Below are 25,157 nucleotides of genomic sequence, written 5' to 3' on the forward strand. Positions count from 1 at the left end.
GAATGACAGCTTTCTATTAAATACCCTTAAACTTAACTATGCCCGCACCTACTGATACCAAATCCATGCCTATAAAACCTCTAAATATCTTACATACCTCAGATTGGCATTTGGGGCGCAGGCTCTATGGTCGTATGCGCTATGATGAGTTTGCAGCGTTTTTGGGTTGGCTTGAAACCACCATTAGCGAGCAACACGTAGATGTACTGATTGTCGCCGGCGACATCTTTGACACCATGACCCCAAGCAACCGAGCGCAGGCGCTGTATTATGAGTTTTTGGGGCGAGTCTCACGCTCCTGCTGCCAGCATATCGTCATCGTCGCCGGTAATCATGACTCTCCGACTTTTTTGGATGCACCAAGTCATGTGCTTAAGTTCTTAAACGTTCATGTCATTGGCACCGCTTGCGAGGACTTAAACGATGAGGTCTTGGTATTAGATGACACGGACGGCACGCCGCACTGCATTATCGCTGCTGTGCCTTATCTGCGTGATCGTGATGTCCGTAGCAGCAGCGCTGGCGAGTCGATGGACAGCAAAGACGCCAATGTCATCAAAGGCATTCGCGCCCATTATGATGACGTGGCAAGTATCGCTAAATCCAAGCAAGCTCAATTAATAAAATCCCACCAACGCCATATTCCGATCATTGCCACAGGTCATCTATTTGCAGCTGGTGGCACAACAACCGAAGACGACGGCGTACGTGAGCTTTATGTCGGCTCACTCGGCAAGATCTCTGCTGATATGTTTGATGAGGGCTTTGATTATGTCGCCCTTGGGCATTTGCATGTGCCGCAGCGGGTCGGCGGCCGTGAGACCATTCGCTATTCAGGTTCGCCGATTGCGATGGGTTTTGGTGAGGCACGCCAGCAAAAACAAGTGTTGCTCATACAGTTTGGCGCAGTAGAAAATGTGTTTAATGATAAAAAACCAACGTCAAACAATACCGCCAATACTGCTGCTCGTACCATTGCAAGCAATGTGCCTCAGATCCCCAATACAGTTGCCACAATTGAAAAATCGGTAGAAAAAGCCGCTAAAAAAGTAGCCAATCAGGAGAATGGCTTTATGGATGATTTGTTTGGATTTGACGAACCGTCGGCCAATGACAATAAAGATGAGGTGGCAAAAGTTGCTGTCATAGAAAGCGCTTCTGCTAGTCAAGACGAACACAATCAATTACTGCCTATTGATGTCGCTCCTACTAATAAAATGCTGTACCGTAATGATTCTAATCAGATGCAAGTGACCTCCCTATCCATTCCAAAATTTCAAAGATTGGCACAAGTCTCAGGTGATCTACAGTCTATCCAACAGGCGATTAATAGTACTACTCAGTCTTTAGATGACACGGAGTCTGTTTGGCTCGAAGTGATTTACACAGGTGACGAGCTGGTCAGCGAGTTACGTGAGCATATTCAGGCAATGGTAGATGGCTTGCCGTGTGAGGTACTAAAAATAAAAAATACCCGTACCTATAATAAAGTGCTAAATCAGCAGCAAACCTCTGAGACACTACAAGACTTGGATGAGGAAGAGGTGTTTGAGCGCTGTTTGCTTCTTAACAAGGTCGCAGATGAACAAAAAAACGCCCTGCGAGAAGCCTATCAGCAAATCATATATAACCTGCGTCATGAAGACACTCAGGCGGAATAACAGCCGCTCATGTCAACTACTTTGATAACCACTCTATAGACCTATCTAAAAATAAGACCTGCCCATGCGACTGATTGAACTGCGACTAAAAAACCTCAATTCCCTAAAAGGCGAATGGCACATTGATTTTAGTGACCCCGCTTTTCTGAATGAAGGCATCTTTGCCATTACTGGGCAAACGGGCGCTGGCAAGACCACCATCTTAGATGCGATTTGTTTAGCACTCTATAGCCAAACGCCACGATTGGGCGACATTACTGGTTCAACCAACGAGATCATGACCCAAGGTACGGGTGAATGCTCAGCAGAAGTCATCATCGAAATCGACTCTACACGTTATCAATGCTACTGGTATCAGCACCGCGCGCACAAAAAAGCCAAGGGTAACTTATTACCGATTAGACATGAGATCAGCGAGGTCAAAACTGGCAAGATTTTAGAAGAAAAAAAGTCCAAAACATCCGCCTATATTCAAGACCTTATCGGTATGGATTTTAATCAGTTCACCCGCTCCATCATGCTGGCTCAAGGCAGTTTTGCCGCGTTTTTGAAGTCGGATATCGGTGATAGAGCAGCTATACTGGAAAAAATCACCGGCACTGCCATCTATGCCAAAATATCGCTCAATGTCCATGAAAGACACCGTACTGAAAAAGAAGCGCTTGGCAAACTACAGGCAGGCGTGGACAGTCTATCTTTACTGAGTCCTGAGGATGAAAAACGACTGGCAGCAGAGCTTGAGACGCTTAACCAGCAACAAAGTAAGCAGCGCCAACGCTTTAAAACCCTAAGTGAGCAGCTGCAGTGGCTGGAGCAGGTTGAGCAGCTACAGCAGAGCCTTGCGAGTTATCAAAAAGACTTTGCTGCAGCGCAGCATGCACAGACAGCGTTTACCCCAGAGGCAAAGCGCTTGGAGCTGGCCAATAAAGCCTTAGAGATTGACAGCCAGTTTCATAAGCTTGGCTATAGCCGAGAGACGGTAGAGCGGATCGCAGATGAACAACAAGTGCTACTTAACACTATTCCCCATAAACAAGCAGCATTTCAGCAGGCGACTGCCAGCTTACACAGCATCAATAGCCTTACCGAGCAGACCTCCAACGATTTGCAAACGACCTTACCTATCATCATAAAAGCACGGGCGCTTGATAATGATATCCAGCAGTATGGCACTGCTTTGGCGGATGATCAGCAGCGCAAAAACGCGCTTGTTCATAGTATTGAAGAGTTGCGCCAAGAGATCTCCAATCACCATCAGACCGAACAACAAGTGAAAGCCAAGCTTAGCAGTATCGATAAGTACTTTAGCGCTAATCAAGCACTAAACGACCTCGATACAGACATGGTGACCTTTGATAGCAGCTGTGGCCGACTAAAGACGCTGCTAAAAGATAATGCCGGCTTGACTACGGATAAACTTGCGTATGACCATAAAACTAGCCAGCTACAAGCTCATTTTGACAAGCTGTCTAAGCGACAAGCCGCAGATGAATTATTAATTAAGGACAAACGTGAGCAGCTTACAGGCGTACAACAGCAGCAAGCCGCACTTATCGAAAAACAATCGCTTGCGAGTATGCGCTTTGAGCAGGAGCAAGTCGACCAAATCAACGCTCAGATTGCCCAAGCCAGCTTTAAATTACAGCAGCTGTCCGATCTTGCCTGCCAAATCAAAAATACCAAACGTTCACTACCGACGCTCAATGAAGAATTAACGACCTTAGAAGGACTCATTGCTGATCATCGATCAGACATTCAAGATGCCAAACTCAAGCGGCAAGAGAAGCAAGAGCATCTGAGTCTACTACAAAAGGTCGCTAAGCTTGAAGACTACATAGCAGAGCTTGAAAATGGATCGCCCTGCCCGCTTTGCGGCGCCACTGAGCATCCTTATGGTAAGCATCATCCATTATTAGACCGCAGTCACCAGGATACCAGCCAACACCAACCCTCTAAGACGCAACAAACACAGCAGCAAATAGCGGAACTAGAAACCGTTATTGATAACCTTGAACAAGATTTATCAAAACACAATATCGAATATGCCACCAAAAAACAGACGCTGAATAACCAGCAACAACAACTGGTGCCACTACAGCAGCAAGCCAAAACCTTACATAGTGATGTTCAAGCTTACCTTTCCTCGCTATTTGAGGCTAAAAACAATCACTCTGAAGCAATCGCAGCAATTATCGACCCACTTACGCAGATAAACGATAACATTGATGCGGCTACTGCGAACCTAGAGCCTAGCTTATCCTTATTAGATACCGCCAAACACGATCTAACTGAACATAAACAGTCTCTTAAAACCATAGTAATCGAATATGACAATTTAACTGAAACTGCTGCACAGCTCAGTACGGCTATTGAAGCTGATGAAAAAAAGCAACAGGCGGTCAGTCATGACATTAACAACCTGACAACTGACATTAAGCTTAACTCACAAAAAATTGATGGGATAAAAGATAAGATCACTGCTAATTTCTCAGAATTAACGCCTCTGCTGAGCACCATTTCAGCCCTGGTAAATAAGTATCCCATGGACCAACATAAAGCATACTTAACCACAACCTTAACCACAGCGCTCAATACGGCAGACTTATCTGACGCACTTACGCAGTTGGGTCATAGTTTTGATAAGCAAACCGTAATAGACAGCGCAGAATGTGACCATCATATTGAAAAACTGCGGCAACAGCGCAGCGCTTTAAGTCAGTTAAAACAACAATTCAATGAGCAAAAAAACAGCCAACAGCAGCTGACCAACACCTTAAGTAGCCTGACTGCGCAGATGGAAACCAAGCAAGCACAGTTGCACAGTGATGAAACAACGCTCAACGAGCTAGAGCGCTTAATTGCTCATAAGGTCAAGACTATCGAACAATCAAAACAAGATAGAACAGAGATTTTTGCAGATAAAGATACAGATGATGAAGAAAATAAATTACGCAATGCTGTCGATGCTGCTAAAGATAAGCAAAGAGTAGCGCAAAGGCAGCTAGATACCGTACAACAGGCATTAGAACAATTAAAGAGTAGAGAGCAGCAGCTAGCAACAGAGCTACAATCGGCGACGACCACACTGAACACTCAGCAAAGTATCTTTACAGACTTACTCGCAGCGTCCGATTTTGTCGATGAAGCCGCTTTTGTCAAAGCCCGCTTGCCCAAAGAGGAGCGTGACGCCCTACATAGACGTAAAGTAGCGATTGATACTGCGCTGCATCAAGCTCAGCTGCAGCTGGACAGTACGCAGCAAGCACTGACGCAAAGTCTTGCTGCGCCTATGACGAATGCAAGCCGAGAGCTCCTTGCTGACCAATATCAGCAGATACAAACAGACATCGACGAGTTAAACCAAAAAATTGGTGCCATTGATCAAAAGCTTAAAGACAACGAGCAGCAAAAAAATACACAAGCGGCGCAGCTGATCGCCATTGATGAGCAAAGACAAAAGCTACAAGTATGGCAGCAGCTGCATATGTTAATTGGCTCGGCTGATGGCAAAAAGTATCGTACCTTTGCCCAAGGCCTAACGTTTGAAGTCATGATTGGCCATGCCAATACGCAATTGCAAAAAATGAGTGACCGTTATTTGCTGATTCACGACGACAGCAACCCGCTTGAGCTGAATGTCATTGACAACTATCAAGGCGGTGAGGTTCGTAGCACCAAAAACCTCTCCGGCGGTGAAGGCTTTATCATCAGCCTAGCACTGGCACTTGGGCTGTCGCAAATGGCCAGTCATAATATCCGTGTCGATTCGTTATTTTTGGATGAAGGTTTTGGTACGCTTGATGAAGACTCACTTGATATCGCACTCGACACTTTAACCAATTTGCAGCAAGAAGGTAAATTGATCGGAATCATCTCCCACGTACAGGCGTTAAAAGATCGTATCTTGACGCAAATCAAGGTCGAAAAACTCTCAGGCGGCTTTAGCCAAATCAGCGGACAAGGCTGCTATCATCTTGGCCATTAAGCCACACACCAGCAATTTATAGTAGGTTTTAAAATGAGTGCAACACCAACTCAAGCCAACAAGGATGATCGCTTATCCATCAAAAGCATGAGCCTCAAAACAGCGTGTGCTTCTTTTATGATCGCTTTCGGTATGCTCACTTCTGCTCACGCCACCGTCAATTGTGCCGGCTATCTGCCCAATAGCTATTTTGAGCGTATCGAAAACAATGTTAAATTCGCTGGCAAACTGACTGAACAAGCCGATGGGTCGCAGCAGCTACAAGACCTAAACGGCAACGTTATCTTAGACAGTCTCACCGATGCGTATATAGTAATGGATACTTATTTACTGGCCAAACAGCAAGGTAAACATGGTGTGGCAAATGCTGCTGGCGAGATTATCGTGCCTTTTGAATATGATGAAATTCACATCGAGCCAGATATTGCCACCAGCTTTATCGTCAGTCTTCACACCTCAGACGATGCCAGCAATACTACCAAACAAGGCATTATCAATCGGCATGGTAATTGGATTTATCCATTAGCTGATGCTCGTATTCAGCATGCGCATTACGACCCTGATTATGATCAAGACTTCTTTACAATCACTGATGATAAAGGACTGACAGGGCTGCTGGATGATAGAGGGTATTGGGCAGTGATGCCGCAGTACGATGCAATTAATCCGTTAAATGCTTGTACTGGTGACCCCTTATATATGCAAGTCAGCTCACAAGATAAAACGGCACTTATTGATCAAAATAACGATGTCATCATTCCACTGGCAACCAACCAACACATTGAGTTGTTTAACAGTTATGGTGAGGTGCCATTATTTTTGCGCAGTACTTTGGTCGCTGGCAGTAGCGCCGAGGGTATGAGCGAGGATATTCAAGACGATATCGAGAGTGCCCAAATTATTGATGCCAATGGCAAGCTGATTCTCTCATCAGACGCCCCGATTAAAAAGCTGTTATATCATCAGCTCTATACCTATAAACAGGCTGGCAAGATTGGTCTGATCAATGATAAAGGCAATGTCGTATTAGAGCCACAATTTAACAGTTATCATGATGACGCAGATGAGGTTTGGCTTGAAAACCAAGGAAAAATGCTTCGTTTAGAGCATCTTATTAACCTTGAGTGAACTCAACTAAGTTCAACCAATAAAAAGCCACCACTAATGATTAGCGGTGGCTTTGGTTTAAAACATAAGACTGTTTTCGGGTTATCTTCTTAGCTCTTCATTGACTTCTTGTTGCACCAACTCTATCTGATTACGCAGTCTATCAGAGATTTTATTGGGCAGATCATTCAGCTTTTTGAGCTGGAATGAAAAATAAACACTAAAAACACCACTAGTGATTAACGCCAAACCTGTCCAAATAAGCACTGTCATGCCAGAGAGGATAGGATTCCAGATTAATAAAAAAGCGAATATTAGTCCCAGTACCCCGATCAGCATCAACACTCCCCAGTCTGAGATGCCGTAGCGCTTCAAGTCAACGGCATAACCGATGGCGCTAATAGAACGAAATAGAATTAAAAACCCGACATAAAATGCCAAAGAGATCATAGAAATGGCGGGGTTGATGAACAGTAACATACCAACGGCTAAGGTCAAAATACCAAAGCCCAGTGTCCAGCCCCAGTTGTCTAACACGTCTTTATTGGCGATAGAAAACAGGATCTCAAATATGCCTGAAAGCAAAAACGAGAGACTAAATAATAAAGCCAGTGCTAAATAAGACGCTTCTGGCGAAACAAAAGTATAAACCCCCAACCCAATGAGAATCACCCCAACGATAAGCGGTATATACCAGTGTTTGACTGAGTTTCTAATGGTTCTAAAGATATGCGTACTCATGACCTCCCCTTTATCACTCTTTCTTTTATGATGTTATAAATAATAAGAGAATGATAAAGGATAGCAGCGACTGCTGTGTCCATCCTTTACCAAATAGCCTATTTTGTCACCAAGCCACTCAACTCGCTCATCAGCACGGACAACGTCGATAAACCAATCTCACCATCGATGGCGTCAAGCTTATCCATTTCAGCCTCAGTCGCTGCCAATTGGTCTGTATGACGCGAGCGCCATTCACCAAAGGCTTGCTTGGCATCTGGTTTTGAGAGTATCGCGTCCATCAGCATACGTAGGCTACGTGACAGCTCATTGACTAACGCATGACGCGCGCGGCGATCCCAATAGTCTTGCTGCGGTAAGGTGGCGATATTATCCATCATCCAATCGAGCTGCAAGACATGATACGCCTCGAAGTACAATGTGGCGATTTCATCGACAGGGCGCTCATATTGCTCAGCGAGCAATGCTGCATCTAGCGCATCCACGTGATATGGCAACATCGCAAACATCGTTGCATCATTTTCGGCCAAATCTTCTTGCATCAAGTTTGTGGCATCTTCTTGCAAATACTCGGCAAATTGCTGCTCAATAAACCCACCAGATTTGGTCAGTTTTTCCACACTGTCGCTAAAGCGGCCAATCATATCAGCGACTTGTAAGTCTTGACCAAAGGCATTGATAAACCAGACCACGCCATGCTCTAGTGCATCACGCAGACGCAGCTCTAGATTCAATAACAACGTGGCATCCACTTGATTGTCTAACACTTCAAGCGTTTTCCATGCTTTGGAGATATTAAAGACATCACGGCTGATGGCGTAACCGCGCACGATGGTTGCCAGTGACTGCCCCGTCTCTTCATACAGACGGAACAGCGCCTCGATACCCAACCGGTTGACCACACTATTGGTCAGATAGGTGCTGATAATCTCACGGTGCAAGCGGTGCTGGGTCATCTCATCAAAGAAACGCGTCGCCAGCTCATCAGGGAAGTATTTGCGTAGCTCATTGATAAAATATGGCTCATCTGGCAAATCAGACAATAGCAAGTTGTCATACACCCACATTTTTCCATACGCTAAGACGACTGCCAGCTCAGGATTGGTAAGGCCTACCCCAGCTTTTTGGCGTTTAGCAATCTCTTCATCCGATGGTAAATACTCAATAGCACGGTCCAGACGACCTTCGCCCTCTAGCATTTGAATAAACCGCTGATGATCGCTTAAGTTGGCGGCTGCACGGATATGACTGAGCTCAATCGCTTGGGGCTGTAGGTAGTTTTGGCGCAGTACCAGCTCAGCCACGGTATCCGTCATGGACTCTAGCAGCTCATTACGCTGCTTTAGGGTCATATCACCTTGCTCAACGACTTTGCCAAGCAATATTTTGATATTGACTTCATGGTCTGAGCAGTTGACCCCGCCTGAGTTGTCGATCGCATCGGTATAGATGCGCCCGCCCGTCTGTGCGTACTCGATACGCCCTTGCTGGGTAAAGCCTAAGTTGCCGCCCTCACCGACGACCGCCGTGCGCAGCTCACCACCATTGACCCGAACAGCATCATTGGCGCGGTCGCCGACATCGGCGTGCGTCTCGTTTTCACTTTTGACATAGGTACCAATACCGCCGTTCCAGATCAGATCGACAGGTGACTTTAGTAATGCGCTGATTAGCTCATTGGGTGCCAAGCTATCTTCGCTGATATCAAACAGCGATTTCATCTCAGCACTGATAGGAATGCTTTTATCGGTACGCGAAAACACGCCGCCACCTTGGCTAATAAGCGATTTGTCATAATCATCCCACGTCGAGCGCGGCATCTCAAACAAGCGCTCACGCTCTGCAAACGACGTCGCAGTGTCTGGGTTGGGGTCGATAAAGATATGCAAATGGTTGAAGGCGGCGACCAGCTTGGTATGGGTGGATCTGAGCATGCCGTTACCGAATACATCACCGCTCATATCACCGATACCGACCACAGTAAAGTCATCGCGGTTTTGGATATCCATGCCGCGCATACGGAAGTGACGCTTGACCGACTCCCAGCCGCCGCGGGCGGTGATACCCATAGCTTTGTGATCATATCCAGCCGAGCCACCAGAGGCAAAGGCATCATCGAGCCAAAAGTCATACTCGCTTGCCAAGCTATTTGCAATATCAGAAAAACTTGCCGTGCCTTTGTCAGCGGCGACGACCAAGTACGGATCGTCTTCGTCGTGACGCACGGTGTTGGCTGGCGGGACGATCTGTCCATCGACGATATTGTCGGTGACATCAAGCATACCGCGCAGGAATGTCTGATAGCAGGCAATCCCTTCTGCTTGGAAGGCATCGCGGCCATCAGCCATGGTTTTGGTCTTGACGATAAAACCGCCCTTGGAGCCGACAGGAACGATCACCGCGTTTTTGACCATCTGCGCTTTGACCAAGCCGAGCACTTCGGTACGAAAATCTTCCATACGATCTGACCAGCGCAGACCGCCGCGTGCCACTTTACCGCCGCGCAGATGCACCGCTTCTACGCGCGGCGAGTAGACAAATATTTCAAACATGGGCTTGGGTTTGGGCAGATTGGGGATATCGGCTGCCAAAAACTTAAACGACAAGCGGTCTTTACGCTGACCCTCGCTATCAGTTTGATAAAAGTTGGTACGTACCATCGCTTTGATGAGATCCAAATACCAACGCAAAATACGGTCTTCATCGAGGCTATCGACATCGGCCAGCGCTGATAAGATCTGCTCTTCGATCTCAGCGGTTTTTTTAGCGCGACTCTCATAATCATGCTTGGGGTTCATGCGCGCATCAAACAGGCTACCGAGTGCCACACTGATGTCACTGTTTTTGACCACCGTTTGCTGGATATAGGTACTAGAGAACGGCGCACGAGCTTGTACCATATAGCGTGATAAGGCGCGCAGCACCACCACATCAAAGGTATCTAGCTTGGTCGTAAGCACCAGCTCGTTAAACGAGTCACTCTCGACACGCCCTGCCCAAATCTGCTTAAGGCTGTCTTCAAACTGACCGCGCACCACTTGCATATTGACCGCATCCACGTGTTCGAGCATTAGCTCATACTCTTGCATCCAGATGGGCTGCTCTGGCAAGTCAAACTCATATGTCTGCGCCGATATTACCGACACCCCAAAGTTTTCAAGGATAGGCAGTACTTTTGATAAGATAACTGGCTGCTCGCGGCCGTAGAGCTTTAAGTGTAGCTGATTGCTAGCGTCGCCTGTTGATTGGTATAGATGCCAAATCATCGGCTGCTCATCATTCAAGCTTGCCAAGCGTTTGATGTCCTCCACACCCGTACGCGCATCAAAGCGCTCTTGATACGCGGCTGGGATATGGCTCATAAAACGGCGGTTTAAGGCATTGGCCTGCTGCTCGCCGACATTATCTAGCAGCATTTTTTGGTAATTGTCGCTCCAAGACTGCATCAGCGCTGAGAGCTTGTCTTCAAGCGCGGCTGTATTGACCTCTTTTACTTGACCTGGCACAGTGCGCACATGGACGTGTACGCGAGCATGGGCCGATTCGTTAAACTCCGTGGTAAAGCCAGATGATGTGCCACCATAAGCTTCTTTTAATACATTTTGCACCTTAATACGCAGTTCAGTGTTGAACTTGTCGCGCGGGATATAGACCAAACAGGAGACAAAGCGCTGATAATGATCGACGCGGCTAAATAAGCGTAGGCTTTTTTTGTCTTGTAGCTGACTGATGCCAGAGACGATAGGATAGAGCTCTTCTACGCTGGCTTGAAACAGATCATCGCGAGGCAAAGTGTTGATGACATGCATCATTTTGTGATGGGCGTGACCATCGCGCGGTAGATCCGCCATTGCCATGATTTTATTGGCTTTTTCTCGCAGTAGCGGTATTTGCTGCACAGTGAGCTGATAGGCTTGTGAGGTCAGTAGTCCAATAAAGCGATATTCACCGACCAGCTTGCCGTTGTCATCAAATTTATGAATACCCAAAAAGTCCATATAAACAGGACGATGTACAGGCGAGACACGGCTTGATTTGGACAGCATTAAGACACGTGGCTCGGTCAGCAGCTGCTTTAGGACGGTGGGCAGTTGGCTAAAGCTTTCTGATAGCTTGTCTTCCTCCGCGCCGCGCAGTAGCCCAAGGCCGCTATTGCCGATCGCAAATAAATCTAAGTCGGTAGGCTTATCAGGAGAGTTGGCGTTGTCCTTATTATCGACACTATCTACATCTACATCTACCTCGATGGCTTGCCCGCCCTCCAGACGATACTCGCGGTAGCCCAAGAAAATAAAATGATCGTCCAATATCCATTCTAAAAACGCCTGAATCTCTTGCTGAGAATAAAACACCTCTGGCAAGGGCTTGCAGGCCAGCTCATTTTTGACTTCCATCAACTGCGTACGCATTTGTTTCCAGTCGCCAACAACCGCATCGAGTGTGTCGATTTTATTTAATAGCATTTGCTGGAGGGCGGCTAAGTCTTCACTGTCCTGATAGGCGATTTCGCAATGAATCATCGACAGGTGCGAGGTGGCGCTTTCGTGCGCGTTATGAATATGTGTGAGATTGCCCTCATCGTCGCGCTCGACATTGATAATGATGTTGTACGTACGATGAACATCGATACCTTCAGACTCTAGGCTCATCAAAATCGTGTCGACCAAAAACGGGCGATCATAAGCGACGATTTGAATGACGGTATGTGAGCTATGAAAATGCTGCTCTTCGGCCTTTGGGTTGAGCACTGACAATTGCGGCTTGCTGCCATCATAAGCTTTGAGCAAAGTAAAGTGATGAAGCGCCATGCCAGCTAAGTCAGCATTGCTGATAGCCTTCGCCGTCTCTTGATGGAGCGGCTGATAATAGCTATGAATAAAGCGATCGAATGATGACTTGTCCTTTTGTACATAACTGGTGGCGATATCGCTTATCTGGCTGATGCGCTCTTCGGCGATATTCAGAGAGTTTGGCATGTCCTTTGTCCTTTTTTATATATGTAGCATACTGATATTTATTTGAGTTTATTAATCTGTGCTATTTCGCTGTCCATAACGCTATCGTTTTTTATGTCTGATTTGTGTAGATTTTCTCCTTTTTGATGCGTCTGTTTAAAAACATAGAGCTGGTCAGACTTAACACCGTTAGTCTATGGCAGTTTAACGCACCTCAGGCGTCAGCTAAAGTGTACAACATCATTTCATGAATCAGCGCGATGTCGATAACCTTTAATAATGAAACAGTCAGTGGTTTTGGACTTAGATGGTGCAATATAGGCTGGCAGGCGGATACTCATGGCAATCGCTGCGCTTTTTTTGTTAGAATACGGCAGTATATTTAACAGTGCGTCAATGATTCACATTTCTTGCTGAACACGGCGAATACTAAAGGCAATAATACTAAGGGCAAAATGTATGATGAATATTTTGGTGATTGGTTCAGGTGGTCGCGAGCATGCGCTGGCATGGCAATGTGCAAAAGACGACACTGTCAAAAATGTCTATGTCGCACCAGGTAATGCAGGTACTGCGCTAGAGCCCAAGTGCCAAAATGTTGTATTAAACGACACCAATGGTGAGCACAGCGGTGTGATTGAGTTTTGTCAAGCCAACGCCATTGATATGGTCATCGTTGGGCCCGAGGCACCGCTGGTCACAGGCATCGTCGATGCTTGCCGCGATGCTGGTATCAAAGCGTGGGGCCCGACGGCATATTGCGCGCAGCTAGAAGGCTCAAAAACCTTTGCCAAAGAATTTATGGCACAAAACAACATTCCAACTGCCGCCTATCAAGGCTTTACCGATGCCGCTGCTGCAAAAGCTTATATCGATGAGCAAGGCGCGCCGATTGTTATCAAAGCAGATGGTCTGGCCGCAGGCAAAGGCGTTATCGTAGCAGAGACGATCGAACAAGCCTACGAAGCCATCGATGATATGCTGGCGGGCAACAAGTTTGGCGATGCTGGTAGCCGCGTGGTAATTGAGCAGTTTTTGCAGGGCGAAGAAGCCAGCTTTATTTGTATGATTGATGGTGACAACATTTTGCCTATGGCGACCAGCCAAGATCACAAACGCGCTTATGAAGGTGATACAGGCCCCAACACTGGCGGCATGGGTGCATACTCTCCTGCCCCCGTCGTCACCCAAACGGTGCATGATAAAGTAATGGCAAAAGTGATTCAGCCTGTGGTTGATGCTATGAAAGCTGCAGGTCATCCTTATACCGGATTTTTATATGCTGGCCTGATGATTGACAAGTCAGGCGACCCTTATGTTATCGAGTTCAACTGCCGTTTTGGTGATCCAGAAACTCAGCCAATCTTGATGCGCCTGCAGTCATCAATGGTCGACTTGGTCGCACAAGGGCTGGCGGGGCAATTACCTAGTGCTGCCAAATGGGACGCGCGCCCTGCTCTTGGTATTGTCATTGCCTCTAAAGGGTATCCTGAAAGCTCATCGAAAGGCGATGTCATTGCAGGCTTGCCAGAGCTTAATACCGACAATGCTAGCTCAGTCAAAGTCTTCCATGCTGGTACCGCATTTTCTGACGCAGAGGCACAAGATCGAAACGCCAACAATCAAAAAGAAGTCGTGACTAACGGTGGCCGCGTCCTATGCGTGACCGCCTTGGCCGATAGCATCTCGGACGCGCAACAAGCGGCGTTGGCAGTGACTGGTGCGATTAGTTTTGATGGGGCGCAGTATCGCCGTGATATTGGTCATCATGCTATCGCTCGCGAAAACAGCCGCTCATAAAATGGCGATAAATGTGGGCCAACTTTAGCCTACCGCATTTACTGTTTTAGCTTATTATCGTAACTCTGATCAGATCTAGTGTCATACTAGGTCTGATTTTCTTTATGTTGCATCGCTGCATCTGTGATGACTAACACCATGCACTGAGCTTACAAAGTAACTGCTATCAGAGCGCATCGCTTCATCAACCCAAGGCAGTTTCTATGATACAATTTTGTACCGACCATCGCATGTCCCTTGTATTGTAGGTTTTATGCCCGCAAATCAATAGCAACCGGATGAATGATTATATTTATGGCACACGATACGTCTAAACCCTCTAGTACCAAGCACTCTATCGATAACCTAAAAACCTCAGGGTTTGAGCGCCGGATGTCGATTGCCAAAACCTCCTTAAATATTGGGCGTCGTTGGGCGGGCAACAGCGTGTCTGGCATGTTTTTAAATAAAGAAGCACGCACCGCACGCAACCAAGCCTTTATGGAGACACAAGCAAACTATCTTGCTACCGAGCTTGGCAAACTAAAAGGCTCTGTGGTCAAAATCGGTCAGATGCTTGCAATATATGGTGAGCACATACTGCCTCCCGAGATTACGCGAGCGCTGCAAACGCTCAATGATGATACAGCCACGCTATCATGGCCAACGATTGAGCAAACGCTTCATACATTGTTGGGCGATAAAATAAGTGAGCTGGCGATTGATCCGACCCCTATCGGTACAGCGTCTTTGGCTCAAGTACACCGTGCCACCGTCATTGCCACAGGTGAGCAAGTCGTGTTAAAAGTCCAGTATCCAGGCGTGGCGGATGCCATCAACTCAGACTTGGCTTTGTTTAAACAGTTATTAAAGGTTAGTAACATCGTGCCGCAAACACGAGCGCTTGATGCTTGGTTTGAGGAGATACGCGACCTACTCCATCATGAGGTAGATTACGAAGCAGAAGCGGCCACGACAGAGCGTTTTTATGAGCGTCTAAAAGATGATCCACGTTATATCGTACCCAAAATCAATCGCACGTATTCTAAAAAACGTCTGCTGTGCATGTCCTATGAGCCAGGTATCACAGTGGTTTCTACATCGCTGCAACAGTTGTCGCATCAGCGCCGTAACGCCATTGGTCAAGCCGCTATCGAAATCATGATGAAAGAGATTTTTGTTTGGGGCGAGATGCAGACAGATCCTAACTTTGGCAACTATCTGGTACGCGTTAGTGAAAACGAAGACGATATCGACAAATTGGTGTTATTAGATTTTGGCGCGATACGTCAGTTTGACAATCACCTCTTGAGCATCGCTCATGGTTTACTAAAAGCTGGCTATCACCATGACCATCAGTCCATGATGCGAGCCATGACTGGTTATGACTTCTTTGATAGCATGAGTCAAAAAGTCAAATCTGATATCGCTGCTCTATTCCTATTGGCCACAGAACCCTTTAGCAATCCTGCGACCAACCCTGATATTTCAGCGGAATGTCTAGATGCTGACAGCCGCTATATTTGGGCAAATAGTAAATTGCATTCTCGCCTCTCATCAAAGGCTAGTCGTGCCATGCAGTCTTTTGAATTTAATTTACCACCAAAAGAGTTCATGTTTATCAGTCGTAAGTTTATTGGTGCCTATACATTTTTGACAGTACTAGATGCTTATACTGATTCTGATAAATTGGTAAAGCTTTATTTATAATTCTAGCGATTTTTGCTTAAATTTAAGCACCATTTTTAACCGCCTTCTTTTAGAGGCGGTTTTATTTTATTCAATTTTTTTGCTTAGGCTATTTTATATATTTTATTTAGCCTTGTAGATTTATACAAGCCTTGCTCTCTATTTTCACTTAGGCTATTTTTAACTTTTATGAGTACTTAGATTCGCTTGCCATTGATCGAATCTGGTATTGTAGCCGGCAGGCTTACGCATACAGAGCTCCCAGCATATCTCACCGCGCGCCAGATACTTCACTTCGAAGTGCGTGCGCTGGCTATCTTGTGGTACCTTGTAGCGCTCATTGGGTAAGCACCATACTTTCGTCGCCTGCTGCTCGGCATTATCCATATAGCTCTCAATGTTGGTGGCCAATATGATCTCTCCACCTACCTGCAAACGTGATAATAAAAACTCAAAAAACGGCATGTTTAACCACTGCTGATTGGGGTTATGCTGCTCAGGATTGGGGTACAGAATAAAGATCTTGGCGATACTATTCGGCTCTATCGCATGGACAATCCAGGCGATCGCATCAGCATGTATCGCATCTAGGTTCGGCAATGCTTGGCGCTCGGCCAATTTTGCAAAAGCATCGAATTTGTTGCGCGTACGCTCAATGGCAATCAAGTGCTGGTCTGGGTGCTCGGCGGCGAAGCTAAGCGCATGCTTGCCCTTCCCCGCTCCAATCTCTAAGAGTAAGGGCGCAGGGTTTGCCGTTTGTTGTATGATTGGAGGAATACAAAAGCTGCGCGGTGCTGAGAGCTTGTTTGGTTGAAAGGCACGCTGCTGTCGGTGCGTAAGCTCGATATGTTCGGTCATCTACTATCCTTAAAGCATTTGTCTTTTGCCATTATTCGGCCACATGCTATTATATAGTCAATCCGCGACAATAGTAATATAACGCTAGCAAGTCATGCTTCCCACCTCCCTATTTTGGAAATGTCTTCTTATCAAAAAAGCGATAAAACTGAGATAGATAACCATCAAACAAATAGCACTGATACCTTCATGCTATCTGGTCTGGCAAACCTTTAGACGTTTTTTGCTATTTGTCGTTTACTCGGCAGACTGAGGGCGCATTTTAGCAGCATTAGATTGGCCTCAATCAGCTCATGACTGACCCATACGCTTGCCAAGCTGATAATCATAAATTTAAGGATGTATGCATACCGACTATGACCGAATCAACCTCCAACCCAGCCAATTCAAGTAATCCAAGTACGCGCCCCAAGACTTATCCTTGCCCCCGCTGCGGCACGCAGACCGCTTGGCAAGACAATAAGTACAAGCCATTTTGTAGCAGTCGATGCAAACTGATCGACCTAGGCGCTTGGGCAAACGAAGAATACACCTTACCTGCAGAAACCACGCCTTTTTCTGACGAACTCTAACACTCACTTTTTTACTCACTTATCATCTTAAGGATGTTTACTATGTCTGCAACTTACCTGATGCCCACTTATAACCGTCAACCAATCAGCTTTACTCGTGGTTCAGGCAGTTGGCTGTATACCAAGGACGATACCCCGTATTTAGATGCGCTGACGGGCATTGCCGTTTGTGGCCTAGGGCACTGCCATCCACAAGTGACAGACGCCATTCAGCAGCAAGCCGCGACTTTGGTTCATACCAGCAACTTATTTGGTATCGATTGGCAAGAGCGCGCTGGAGAAGCGCTATGCACCGCCGCGCAGATGGACAGTGTATTTTTTGCCAATAGCGGTGCTGAAGCAAACGAAGCCGCTTTAAAGCTTGCACGCTTATACGCCAACCAGCAAGGCTTTGCCCGTCCAAAAGTCATCGTCATGGAACAGTCGTTTCATGGCCGCACATTGCTATCGTTGTCAGCCACCGCCAACCCAAAAGCTCGCGAAGGATTTTACACTTTAGATGAGGATTTTATCCGTGTGCCCTTTGGTGATATTGAAGCCATCAAACAAGCTGCGCAAAAACACGATGAGATTTGCGCTATCTTGGTAGAGCCTATTCAAGGAGAAGGTGGTCTAAATACTGCCGCAAATGGCTTTGGTTATTTAGAAGCACTACAGGCTGAATGTGATGCTCACAACTGGCTGTTTATGCTCGATGAAGTACAAACAGGTAATGGCCGTACTGGCAAATACTTCGCTTATCAGCACAGCAATGCCCGCCCCGATGTCTTGACGACGGCAAAAGGCTTGGGAAATGGCTTTCCTGTAGGTGCTTGTATGGTACGTGGCCGCGCCAATGGGCTGTTTGGCGCGGGCAGCCATGGCTCAACTTATGGCGGTACACCGCTGGCAAGTCGTGTGGTGTATAGTGTTTATGATGTACTCGCCAATACTGACATCATGAATAATGCCGTCACCGAAGGGCAATTCATCCGTGAGACGCTAGTCGATGCACTAGGACAGTATGGCGTCAGTGCGCGCGGCGCAGGTATGATGATCGGTGTCGTGTTACCTGAAGACATGGACTGTACTCAGCTGGTGAATCGTGCACGCGATGAGCAAAAGCTTATCATCAACGTCACGGGTGGCCACGTGATACGTTTATTGCCGCCACTAAATATGAAACGTGATGAAAGCGCACAGGTCGCTGATCGTTTGATTGAGCTATTAAAGTCCTCATGGTAAAACGATAAAACACGGTCTCAGACCAGCAGTGATCATTGATTATTAAAATGATTGATTTTGACATGTTAAAAAAAGAGCATATAGACATCGATTGTCTATATACTCTTTTTTTGCTAAAGCTAGCATCGCATTGATGATGCATCACGCTTTAGTTGGCATGAAAATACTTCTTTAATACTTCAAGACAACGGGTTATTTTTGCAGGCTGCTGTTCGCGATTTAAAGTAACGGCATATAGCACAAAGCTTGGCAGCTGATAACCGGTCAATACCTCTACCAATTCGCCGCTCTCTAGCTCTTTTTTAACATCCATCTCCAGCATTCGCACCAGACCGTGGCCTTCTTTGGCCAATGTCGTCGCCATAAAGACGTTATTGGTATAGATACGAGAGTTCATTTTTATGCGGGTTTTTTTGCCTGTTTCTGTCTGAATCAGATCAATTTGATTGGCGTCTTTCATGATTTCGATACAGATCAGCTGGTGATCATTGAGATCTTTTGGGCTTTGTATTTTGGCATGCTGACGCAAATACTGTGGTGAGGCAACCAGCATCTGGCGTACATCAGTCAATGGATGGCTACTCAGGCTCGAGTCATTGATGGATGGACTCATACGAACCGCAATATCAATACGCTCGTCGATCATGTCGATATAATGGTTGTCTGCCAAATAGGTAATGCTCAAGTCATCGTGGGCGGCCATCCATGTCGAGAGTGCAGGCAAAATATGATTGACGCCCAGCTCAGGGGTGGTCGCCACTCGCAAGCTACCAGCAAGCTCATCTCGCAATTGATTGACTTTGATGCGCCCTTGCTCGGCCGCGCTGACCACATCTTTTGCCGCTTCATAAAAACTCTCGCCTGCCTCTGTTAAGCTAAGCTTTCGAGTAGAGCGATGCAACAACACCACACCCAGCTCGTTTTCTAATGAGCGGATTTGCTGACTGACTGCACTGGTTGTAATACCAAGCTCACGGGCTGAGCCACTAAAGGAGCCATGTCCAACCACACTAGCGAACACAGCCATACCGCGTAAATTATCCAACATATTCTCACCTAACCTGCATTTGGTTTTTTAATACAACTTAACCATTATAACGAATTTTAATTTACCTTACAGTGATTAAATACCACCGCTTCTTATCTAAAATGGCGCATCACCCTTAATAAAAACAAAAATATCAAGGCGATAGCAATCATCACCTTGATATTTTTGGATAGCAATTGTGTCTAGTAGCTATATAGACTGTTAATCGGTTTTAATATAAAAAAATTTGACTGTTTAGTATAGCTGAACCTTACCCATTTTACCTTCGCCGCGCTCGAGGAGGTACTGCATCACAGGGGTGTTAAGCAATTTGGTTTCTGCCAGTGACTTTGCTTGCACCATACGCTTTTGTTGACGGCGCTCTGGGGTCTTGTCTTCAGCCTGCATGACACTGCTGTCGATTTTTAGGTCGATCTCGGCTTGCTCAAACTGCTGTTGCAGTTTTGCTGCTAAGTGTTGAAAGGTGGCTTGTAAATGGCGGCTGTCCACACTGGTCACAAAGGTCGATTTGCCATTACACAGCCCAGTCATCATGCCCTGACGCGCCAATGCTAGCTCGTCTTGTGCCAAGCTCTCAGCCTCGCGAGCGGTCTGTAGCCAATAATCCCATTTATCTGGCGTCCACTCGCCAGTCAGCTCCTGTGGCGGGCAACGCAATAACGTGCGAGGATCATCCGCCGTCATAGTCAATTGAGAATCATTTCCGCCAGGCTCTGCAATTGGTTCAGGCTCTGCAATTGGTTCAGGCTCTGCAATTGGTTCAGGCTCTGCAATTGGTTCAGGCTCTGCAATTGGTTCAGGCTCTGCAATTGGTTCAGGCTCTGCAATTGGTTCAGGCTCTGCAATTGGTTCAGGCTCTGCAATTGGTTCAGGCTCTGCAATTGGTTCAGGCTCTGCAATTGGTTCAGGCTCTGCAATTGGTTCAGGCTCTGCAATTGGTTCAGGCTCTGCAATTGGTTCAGGCTCTGCAATTGGTTCAGGCTCTGCAATTGGTTCAGGCTCTGCAATTGGTTCAGGCTCTGCAATTGGTTCAGGCTCTGCAATTGGTTCAGGCTCTGCAATTGGTTCAGGCTCTGCAATTGGTTCAGGCTCTGCAATTGGTTCAGGCTCTGCAATTGGTTCAGGCTCTGCAATTGGTTCAGGCTCTACGATCGGTTCAGGCTCTACGATCGGTTCAGGCTCTACGATCGGTTCAGGCTCTGCGATCGGTTCAGGATCATAAGCAGCTGACGGCAATTGCTGACTAAGATCATGTTGATAATCTACATTATCATCTGGTAGCGGTACTGCTGAAACATTATACTCAGCCGTAGAAGCTGTCGGTGAATCTTTCACCTCACTAGGCGGCTGCGGCAGCGTAGGAGGGGTTTCTGTCAGCACCTCATCAGCTGCGAGCGGACGAAACGCCAATAGACGCAGTAGACACATCTCAAGCGCCTGCATGGGCGTATTAGCAAGCTTGACCCCTTCACGCGCTTGCACAACGATTTCATAATAAAGCTGCAGCACATCGGGGCTGATATGCTGCGCTAGGGTATGAATATCTTGCGCTTGTACTTCATTAACGTTGAGTGCCACTTGAGGCAACAACTGTGTCAAAGCCAATTGATGCAACAGCTCAGCGAGCCCGTCAAACATGCTGGTTGCATCGACCATCTGAGCGCGCATCTGCTCAATGTGGGCAGCGACAGCAGGCTTATCATGGTTATAGATATCGGTGATAAGACGAACCAAGTCAGCTGAATCAATTAACCCAAGCATGGCATTGACAGTCGCATCATCAAGGCCACCTTGACCAAACGCGATGGCCTGATCGGTCAGTGACAAAGCGTCGCGCACTGAGCCTTTGGCAGCACTGGCCAACTGCCAAAGCGCAGGCTGAGTATAAGCCACATGCTCTTTGGTCAAGATATTTGCCAAATGCTCACTAAGTAGCGTCTGCGGCAAGGGACGCAGTACAAACTGCAAGCAGCGTGAGATGATAGTGATCGGTAGTTTTTGTGGATCAGTGGTCGCCAGTAAAAACTTGACGTGCTCGGGCGGCTCTTCTAGTGTTTTTAATAAGGCATTAAAACTGTGGGTCGATAGCATGTGCACTTCATCAATCAAGTACACTTTGTAGCGCCCTTGGCTTGGCGCATAAGGGACATTGTCCAATAGCTCACGGGTGTCTTCGACTTTGGTACGAGAGGCCGCATCAATCTCAATCAGGTCAATAAAACGTCCCTGATCGATGGCCACACAGTTATCACACACACCGCAAGGCGTGCTCGTCACACCCGTATCGCAGTTCAGACATTTTGATAAGATACGCGCAATCGTCGTCTTACCCACCCCGCGCGTCCCTGTAAACAGATAGGCGTGATGCAGACGGTTATAATCTATCGCATTAATCAATGCTTGCGAGACGTGCGTTTGTCCAATCAACTCGTGAAAGTTTTTTGGACGATATTTGCGAGCTAAAACTTGATATTGCTGCGTCATAATAAATGCCAATTTGAATAATACAAAGATAAATAGCGCATCCGCCCAGCGATCAACAGCCCGCCTGATTTATAACTGGGCTTTTAGCTGTGCCAGCTGCTGGTATAAGCGCTGAGTGTTTGCATCGATGAGCGCACCACTTTGATAAAACGCATCCAAATGCACCTCAGTGTTTACGCTGTCCTCGCAGGGCCTAAACTCGACACCGATCAAAAACAAATCCTGCATCACAGGCGTTTGCATTTGTGCATTGAGCTCCGCCAGCAGATCTTGATGCGCGCCGCGCACCTGCTCGGCGCTTAGCGAGCCATGAGGATCTTGGGCATAAAACACCATCAGATAATGACGACCAAACACCCTATAAGAGTGCTCATGGCGGACATAGCCATTCCAGCGTGAGTCTTGATCCATGGTTCTATAAGCGAGGATTTTTTCTATCAAACACGCGTAAGTATACATCGATTCATCAACCAATGTATCGACCTGCGCTTTTGGTAGCGGGCGCTGCGCCTCATAAGCGTCTTTGACCAAACTATTAAACAGCTTATACCACATGCCCGTGTTTTTTTGAATCTCTGCCATTAGGGCCGCCGCAAAATCCGTCTGCCCAAGCTCCATGGCCTTGAGTAAGCGCGGCTCAATCTGGTCAATCAGCTCATACTTGACCAATTGCTCTTGTACAGCGATGGCTCTTTGATGAAAATCTGGCGACTGCAAAAACTGCGCCAGCAGCGTTGACTCATCTTGAAAGGATTCAAAACTCGTCAACTGACGACGATGAAAGTCTAAAAAAGTGGTCAAATCACTTGGCGTCACCAGTTGCCGCAAGATATCGATAAAGTTTTGATAACTAAAAACCTGCAGGACGCTTTGCTCATCATCCAAATCTAGCACGCAGTCTTCAGCAAAAAACTGACTGCCGTACTCATAGCCAATAGCATAAGTCGGTGCCTCTGCACGGCCAGCATGGTGCTGGACTGCAAGCGACGTCAGACCGATGAAGTACACGGCTTTATCCCTCTGCACATCACTATTTGTCAGAGATTTATCGTTTTTTTGATAAAGCGCTGCATGACGCTTGATAAGCTGATTGACGACTTCTTTTCGCCACTCGCGAACTTGGCTGCTATCGATGTCATGCTGACTTGCTTGCCTCATGACATCATTGACCAGCAGATAAATACGCGCGTCAGAGAACTCAAAGACAAAATCATACCCCTGAAACTGATCAGAGGTAGGTGAGTCATCGTTTGCAGTTTCATACTTTGCAGCTTCATACAATGACAAAAAGCTTTGCTGAACCATCTGTTGCCAAATTGAAGAGGCAGCTTGCTGAGTATCCATAATATCCCTATAAATGTGCGCTCTAAAATTCTGAGCCTATTCCTTAAAAGTAGAAAAAACCTGCTTATTTTTAGTTTAGTCTCAGCACAGATTGATGGCAAGCAAAGCCCTTTTCGCTTGTTTTTTAACCGCTAAGCGCACGGCATATTTCTAGCTTTCTAGCTTGCGACGCATGTGCGGAAACAAGATCACATCACGAATACTCGCCGAATCTGTAAACAGCATCACCAAACGGTCGATACCGATACCTTCACCGGCAGTCGGTGGCAAGCCATAAGACAAGGCTTCGATGTATTCTTCATCAAAATGCATGGCTTCATCATCGCCTGCGTCTTTTTCGGCGACCTGACCGTGGAAACGTTCTGCTTGGTCTGCTGGGTCGTTAAGCTCACTAAAGCCATTGGCCAATTCGCGGCCACCGATGAACAGCTCAAAGCGGTCGGTGATTTCTGGATTGTCATCGCTGCGGCGTGCCAGCGGTGAGGTCTCAGCTGGGTACTCAGTGATGAAAGTTGGCTGACGTAGCTGATGCTCGGCCGTTTCTTCAAAGATAATGGTTTGTAGTTTACCCACACCAAACACGTCTTTTACTGGTTGCTTGAGCGTTGTTGATACATACTCTGCCAGATAGTCACGGTCATTGATGCGTGACATGTCGAAGTTTTCGGCGTATTTGGCAATCGCATCAGACATAGACAGACGCACAAATGGCGCTTTTAGGCTGATGGCTTCTCCTTGATAAGTAAGCTCTGTGGTACCCAAGATATCCATCGCCAATTCGTTAAATAAACGCTCGGTCAAATCCATCAAATCATGATAATCAGCATAGGCTTGATAAAACTCAATCATGGTGAATTCAGGGTTATGACGGGTCGATACCCCTTCATTACGGAAGCTGCGGTTGATCTCAAACACTTTCTCAAAACCACCGACCACTAAGCGCTTTAGATAAAGCTCAGGAGCAATGCGTAAATATAACGGCATATCTAGCGCGTTATGATGCGTTACAAATGGACGCGCCACTGCGCCACCTGGGATGGGATGCATCATCGGCGTTTCTACTTCCATAAAACGCTCACCCAGCATAAACTTGCGAATACCACTGATCACTTGACTGCGAACCATAAAGGTATCACGTGTGGTCTCATTGGTCATCAAGTCAAGGTGGCGATTGCGATAGCGCGCCTCTACATCGGCGAGGCCATGGAATTTGTTTGGCATCGGGCGTAGCGACTTGGTCAATAACGTAAACTCTTCGATATGGACGTATAAGTCGCCTTTACCCGAGCGTCCGATATAGCCTGACACCCCAACGATATCACCCAAATCCAATGATTTGATGGTAGCAAGTGTTTCTGGATCCAGCTCTTTACGAGCGACATATAGCTGAATACGACCCGTCATATCTTGAATGACAATAAACGCGCCGCGGTTCAACATGACGCGTCCTGCCACATTGACCTTAGTTTTTTCGCCTTTTGCGACGTTGTCTTCGATTTCTTGTTTTGAGATACCTTCAAAGGCGGTTTGCAAATCTTTGGCGTAATCTGTGCGTTTAAAGGTGTTTGGATACGCCGGCTTGCCCGACTCTGTGATAGCGTCTAGCTTGGCTTGCAGTTGGGCAATCAGCTCATTGGATTCTTCTAATGTGGGCGCTTGCTCTTGGTTTTGATTATTGTGCTTTGACATAATACTTCTCAAAATGATTAG

The 25,157-nt window shown here is 46.7% G+C and carries 14 protein-coding genes; 7 read left to right on the plus strand and 7 right to left on the minus strand.

Translation table 11 applies throughout. The features are described 5' to 3' along the window. The first annotated feature begins 65 nt into the window (after positions 1–65). From AADH33_RS07020 to AADH33_RS07030, 3 genes are all read left to right on the plus strand, one after another. Positions 66–1,661: an exonuclease SbcCD subunit D C-terminal domain-containing protein gene (locus AADH33_RS07020; protein WP_348549966.1), complete on the plus strand. Its 1,596-nt coding sequence runs from the start codon at positions 66–68 to the stop codon at positions 1,659–1,661. 64 nt (positions 1,662–1,725) lie between these two features. Further along, positions 1,726–5,646, plus strand: a complete 3,921-nt coding sequence (locus AADH33_RS07025; protein ID WP_348548414.1) for an AAA family ATPase — start codon at positions 1,726–1,728, stop codon at positions 5,644–5,646. A gap of 33 nt (positions 5,647–5,679) precedes the next feature. Continuing rightward, complete coding sequence (locus tag AADH33_RS07030; protein ID WP_348548415.1) at positions 5,680–6,774, plus strand: WG repeat-containing protein; 1,095 nt, start codon at positions 5,680–5,682, stop codon at positions 6,772–6,774. Between the two features lie 81 nt (positions 6,775–6,855). On the opposite strand, the gene AADH33_RS07035 is transcribed toward AADH33_RS07030, so the two are convergent. Together AADH33_RS07035 and AADH33_RS07040 are read right to left on the minus strand one after the other, a co-directional pair. Continuing rightward, a complete protein-coding gene (locus AADH33_RS07035; RefSeq protein WP_348548416.1) occupies positions 6,856–7,494 on the minus strand; it encodes an HdeD family acid-resistance protein in 639 nt (212 codons plus the stop codon). 98 nt (positions 7,495–7,592) lie between these two features. Beyond that, a complete protein-coding gene (locus AADH33_RS07040) occupies positions 7,593–12,470 on the minus strand; it encodes an NAD-glutamate dehydrogenase (RefSeq protein WP_348548417.1) in 4,878 nt (1,625 codons plus the stop codon). 441 nt (positions 12,471–12,911) lie between these two features. Here AADH33_RS07040 and purD point away from each other — a divergent pair, with 441 nt between their 5' ends. Together purD and AADH33_RS07050 are read left to right on the plus strand one after the other, a co-directional pair. Then, positions 12,912–14,249 (plus strand): phosphoribosylamine--glycine ligase, encoded by a 1,338-nt coding sequence (gene purD / locus AADH33_RS07045; protein WP_348549967.1) that lies wholly within the window; start codon positions 12,912–12,914, stop codon positions 14,247–14,249. A 294-nt stretch (positions 14,250–14,543) separates the two neighbouring features. Next, positions 14,544–15,938, plus strand: a complete 1,395-nt coding sequence (locus tag AADH33_RS07050) for an ABC1 kinase family protein (RefSeq protein WP_348548418.1) — start codon at positions 14,544–14,546, stop codon at positions 15,936–15,938. Between the two features lie 159 nt (positions 15,939–16,097). On the opposite strand, the gene AADH33_RS07055 is transcribed toward AADH33_RS07050, so the two are convergent. Next, the gene (locus AADH33_RS07055; RefSeq protein WP_207969524.1) at positions 16,098–16,775 is read right to left on the minus strand and encodes a tRNA (guanine(46)-N(7))-methyltransferase TrmB; all 678 of its coding nucleotides are present in this window, start codon (positions 16,773–16,775) and stop codon (positions 16,098–16,100) included. A gap of 356 nt (positions 16,776–17,131) precedes the next feature. Between AADH33_RS07055 and AADH33_RS07060 the strand changes: the two genes are divergently transcribed. Then, positions 17,132–17,347, plus strand: coding sequence for a DNA gyrase inhibitor YacG (locus AADH33_RS07060; RefSeq protein WP_075100869.1), 216 nt, complete (start codon positions 17,132–17,134; stop codon positions 17,345–17,347). 42 nt (positions 17,348–17,389) lie between these two features. Then, positions 17,390–18,571, plus strand: a complete 1,182-nt coding sequence (locus AADH33_RS07065; RefSeq protein ID WP_348548419.1) for an aspartate aminotransferase family protein — start codon at positions 17,390–17,392, stop codon at positions 18,569–18,571. A gap of 148 nt (positions 18,572–18,719) precedes the next feature. On the opposite strand, the gene AADH33_RS07070 is transcribed toward AADH33_RS07065, so the two are convergent. The 4 genes from AADH33_RS07070 to lysS form a co-directional block, all read right to left on the minus strand. After that, positions 18,720–19,619 (minus strand): LysR family transcriptional regulator, encoded by a 900-nt coding sequence (locus tag AADH33_RS07070; protein WP_100749645.1) that lies wholly within the window; start codon positions 19,617–19,619, stop codon positions 18,720–18,722. Positions 19,620–19,853: 234 nt separating this feature from the next. Further along, complete coding sequence (gene dnaX / locus AADH33_RS07075; RefSeq protein WP_348548420.1) at positions 19,854–22,103, minus strand: DNA polymerase III subunit gamma/tau; 2,250 nt, start codon at positions 22,101–22,103, stop codon at positions 19,854–19,856. 69 nt (positions 22,104–22,172) lie between these two features. Then, on the minus strand, positions 22,173–23,447 hold the full coding sequence (locus tag AADH33_RS07080; RefSeq protein WP_348548421.1) for a hypothetical protein: 1,275 nt from the start codon (positions 23,445–23,447) through the stop codon (positions 22,173–22,175). A gap of 150 nt (positions 23,448–23,597) precedes the next feature. Further along, a complete protein-coding gene (lysS, locus tag AADH33_RS07085) occupies positions 23,598–25,136 on the minus strand; it encodes a lysine--tRNA ligase (protein WP_348548422.1) in 1,539 nt (512 codons plus the stop codon). Positions 25,137–25,157: the final 21 nt, after the last annotated feature.

This window comes from Psychrobacter sp. KFRI-CH2-11 (genome assembly GCF_038239325.1).
Classification (GTDB): Bacteria; Pseudomonadota; Gammaproteobacteria; order Pseudomonadales; family Moraxellaceae; genus Psychrobacter; species Psychrobacter celer.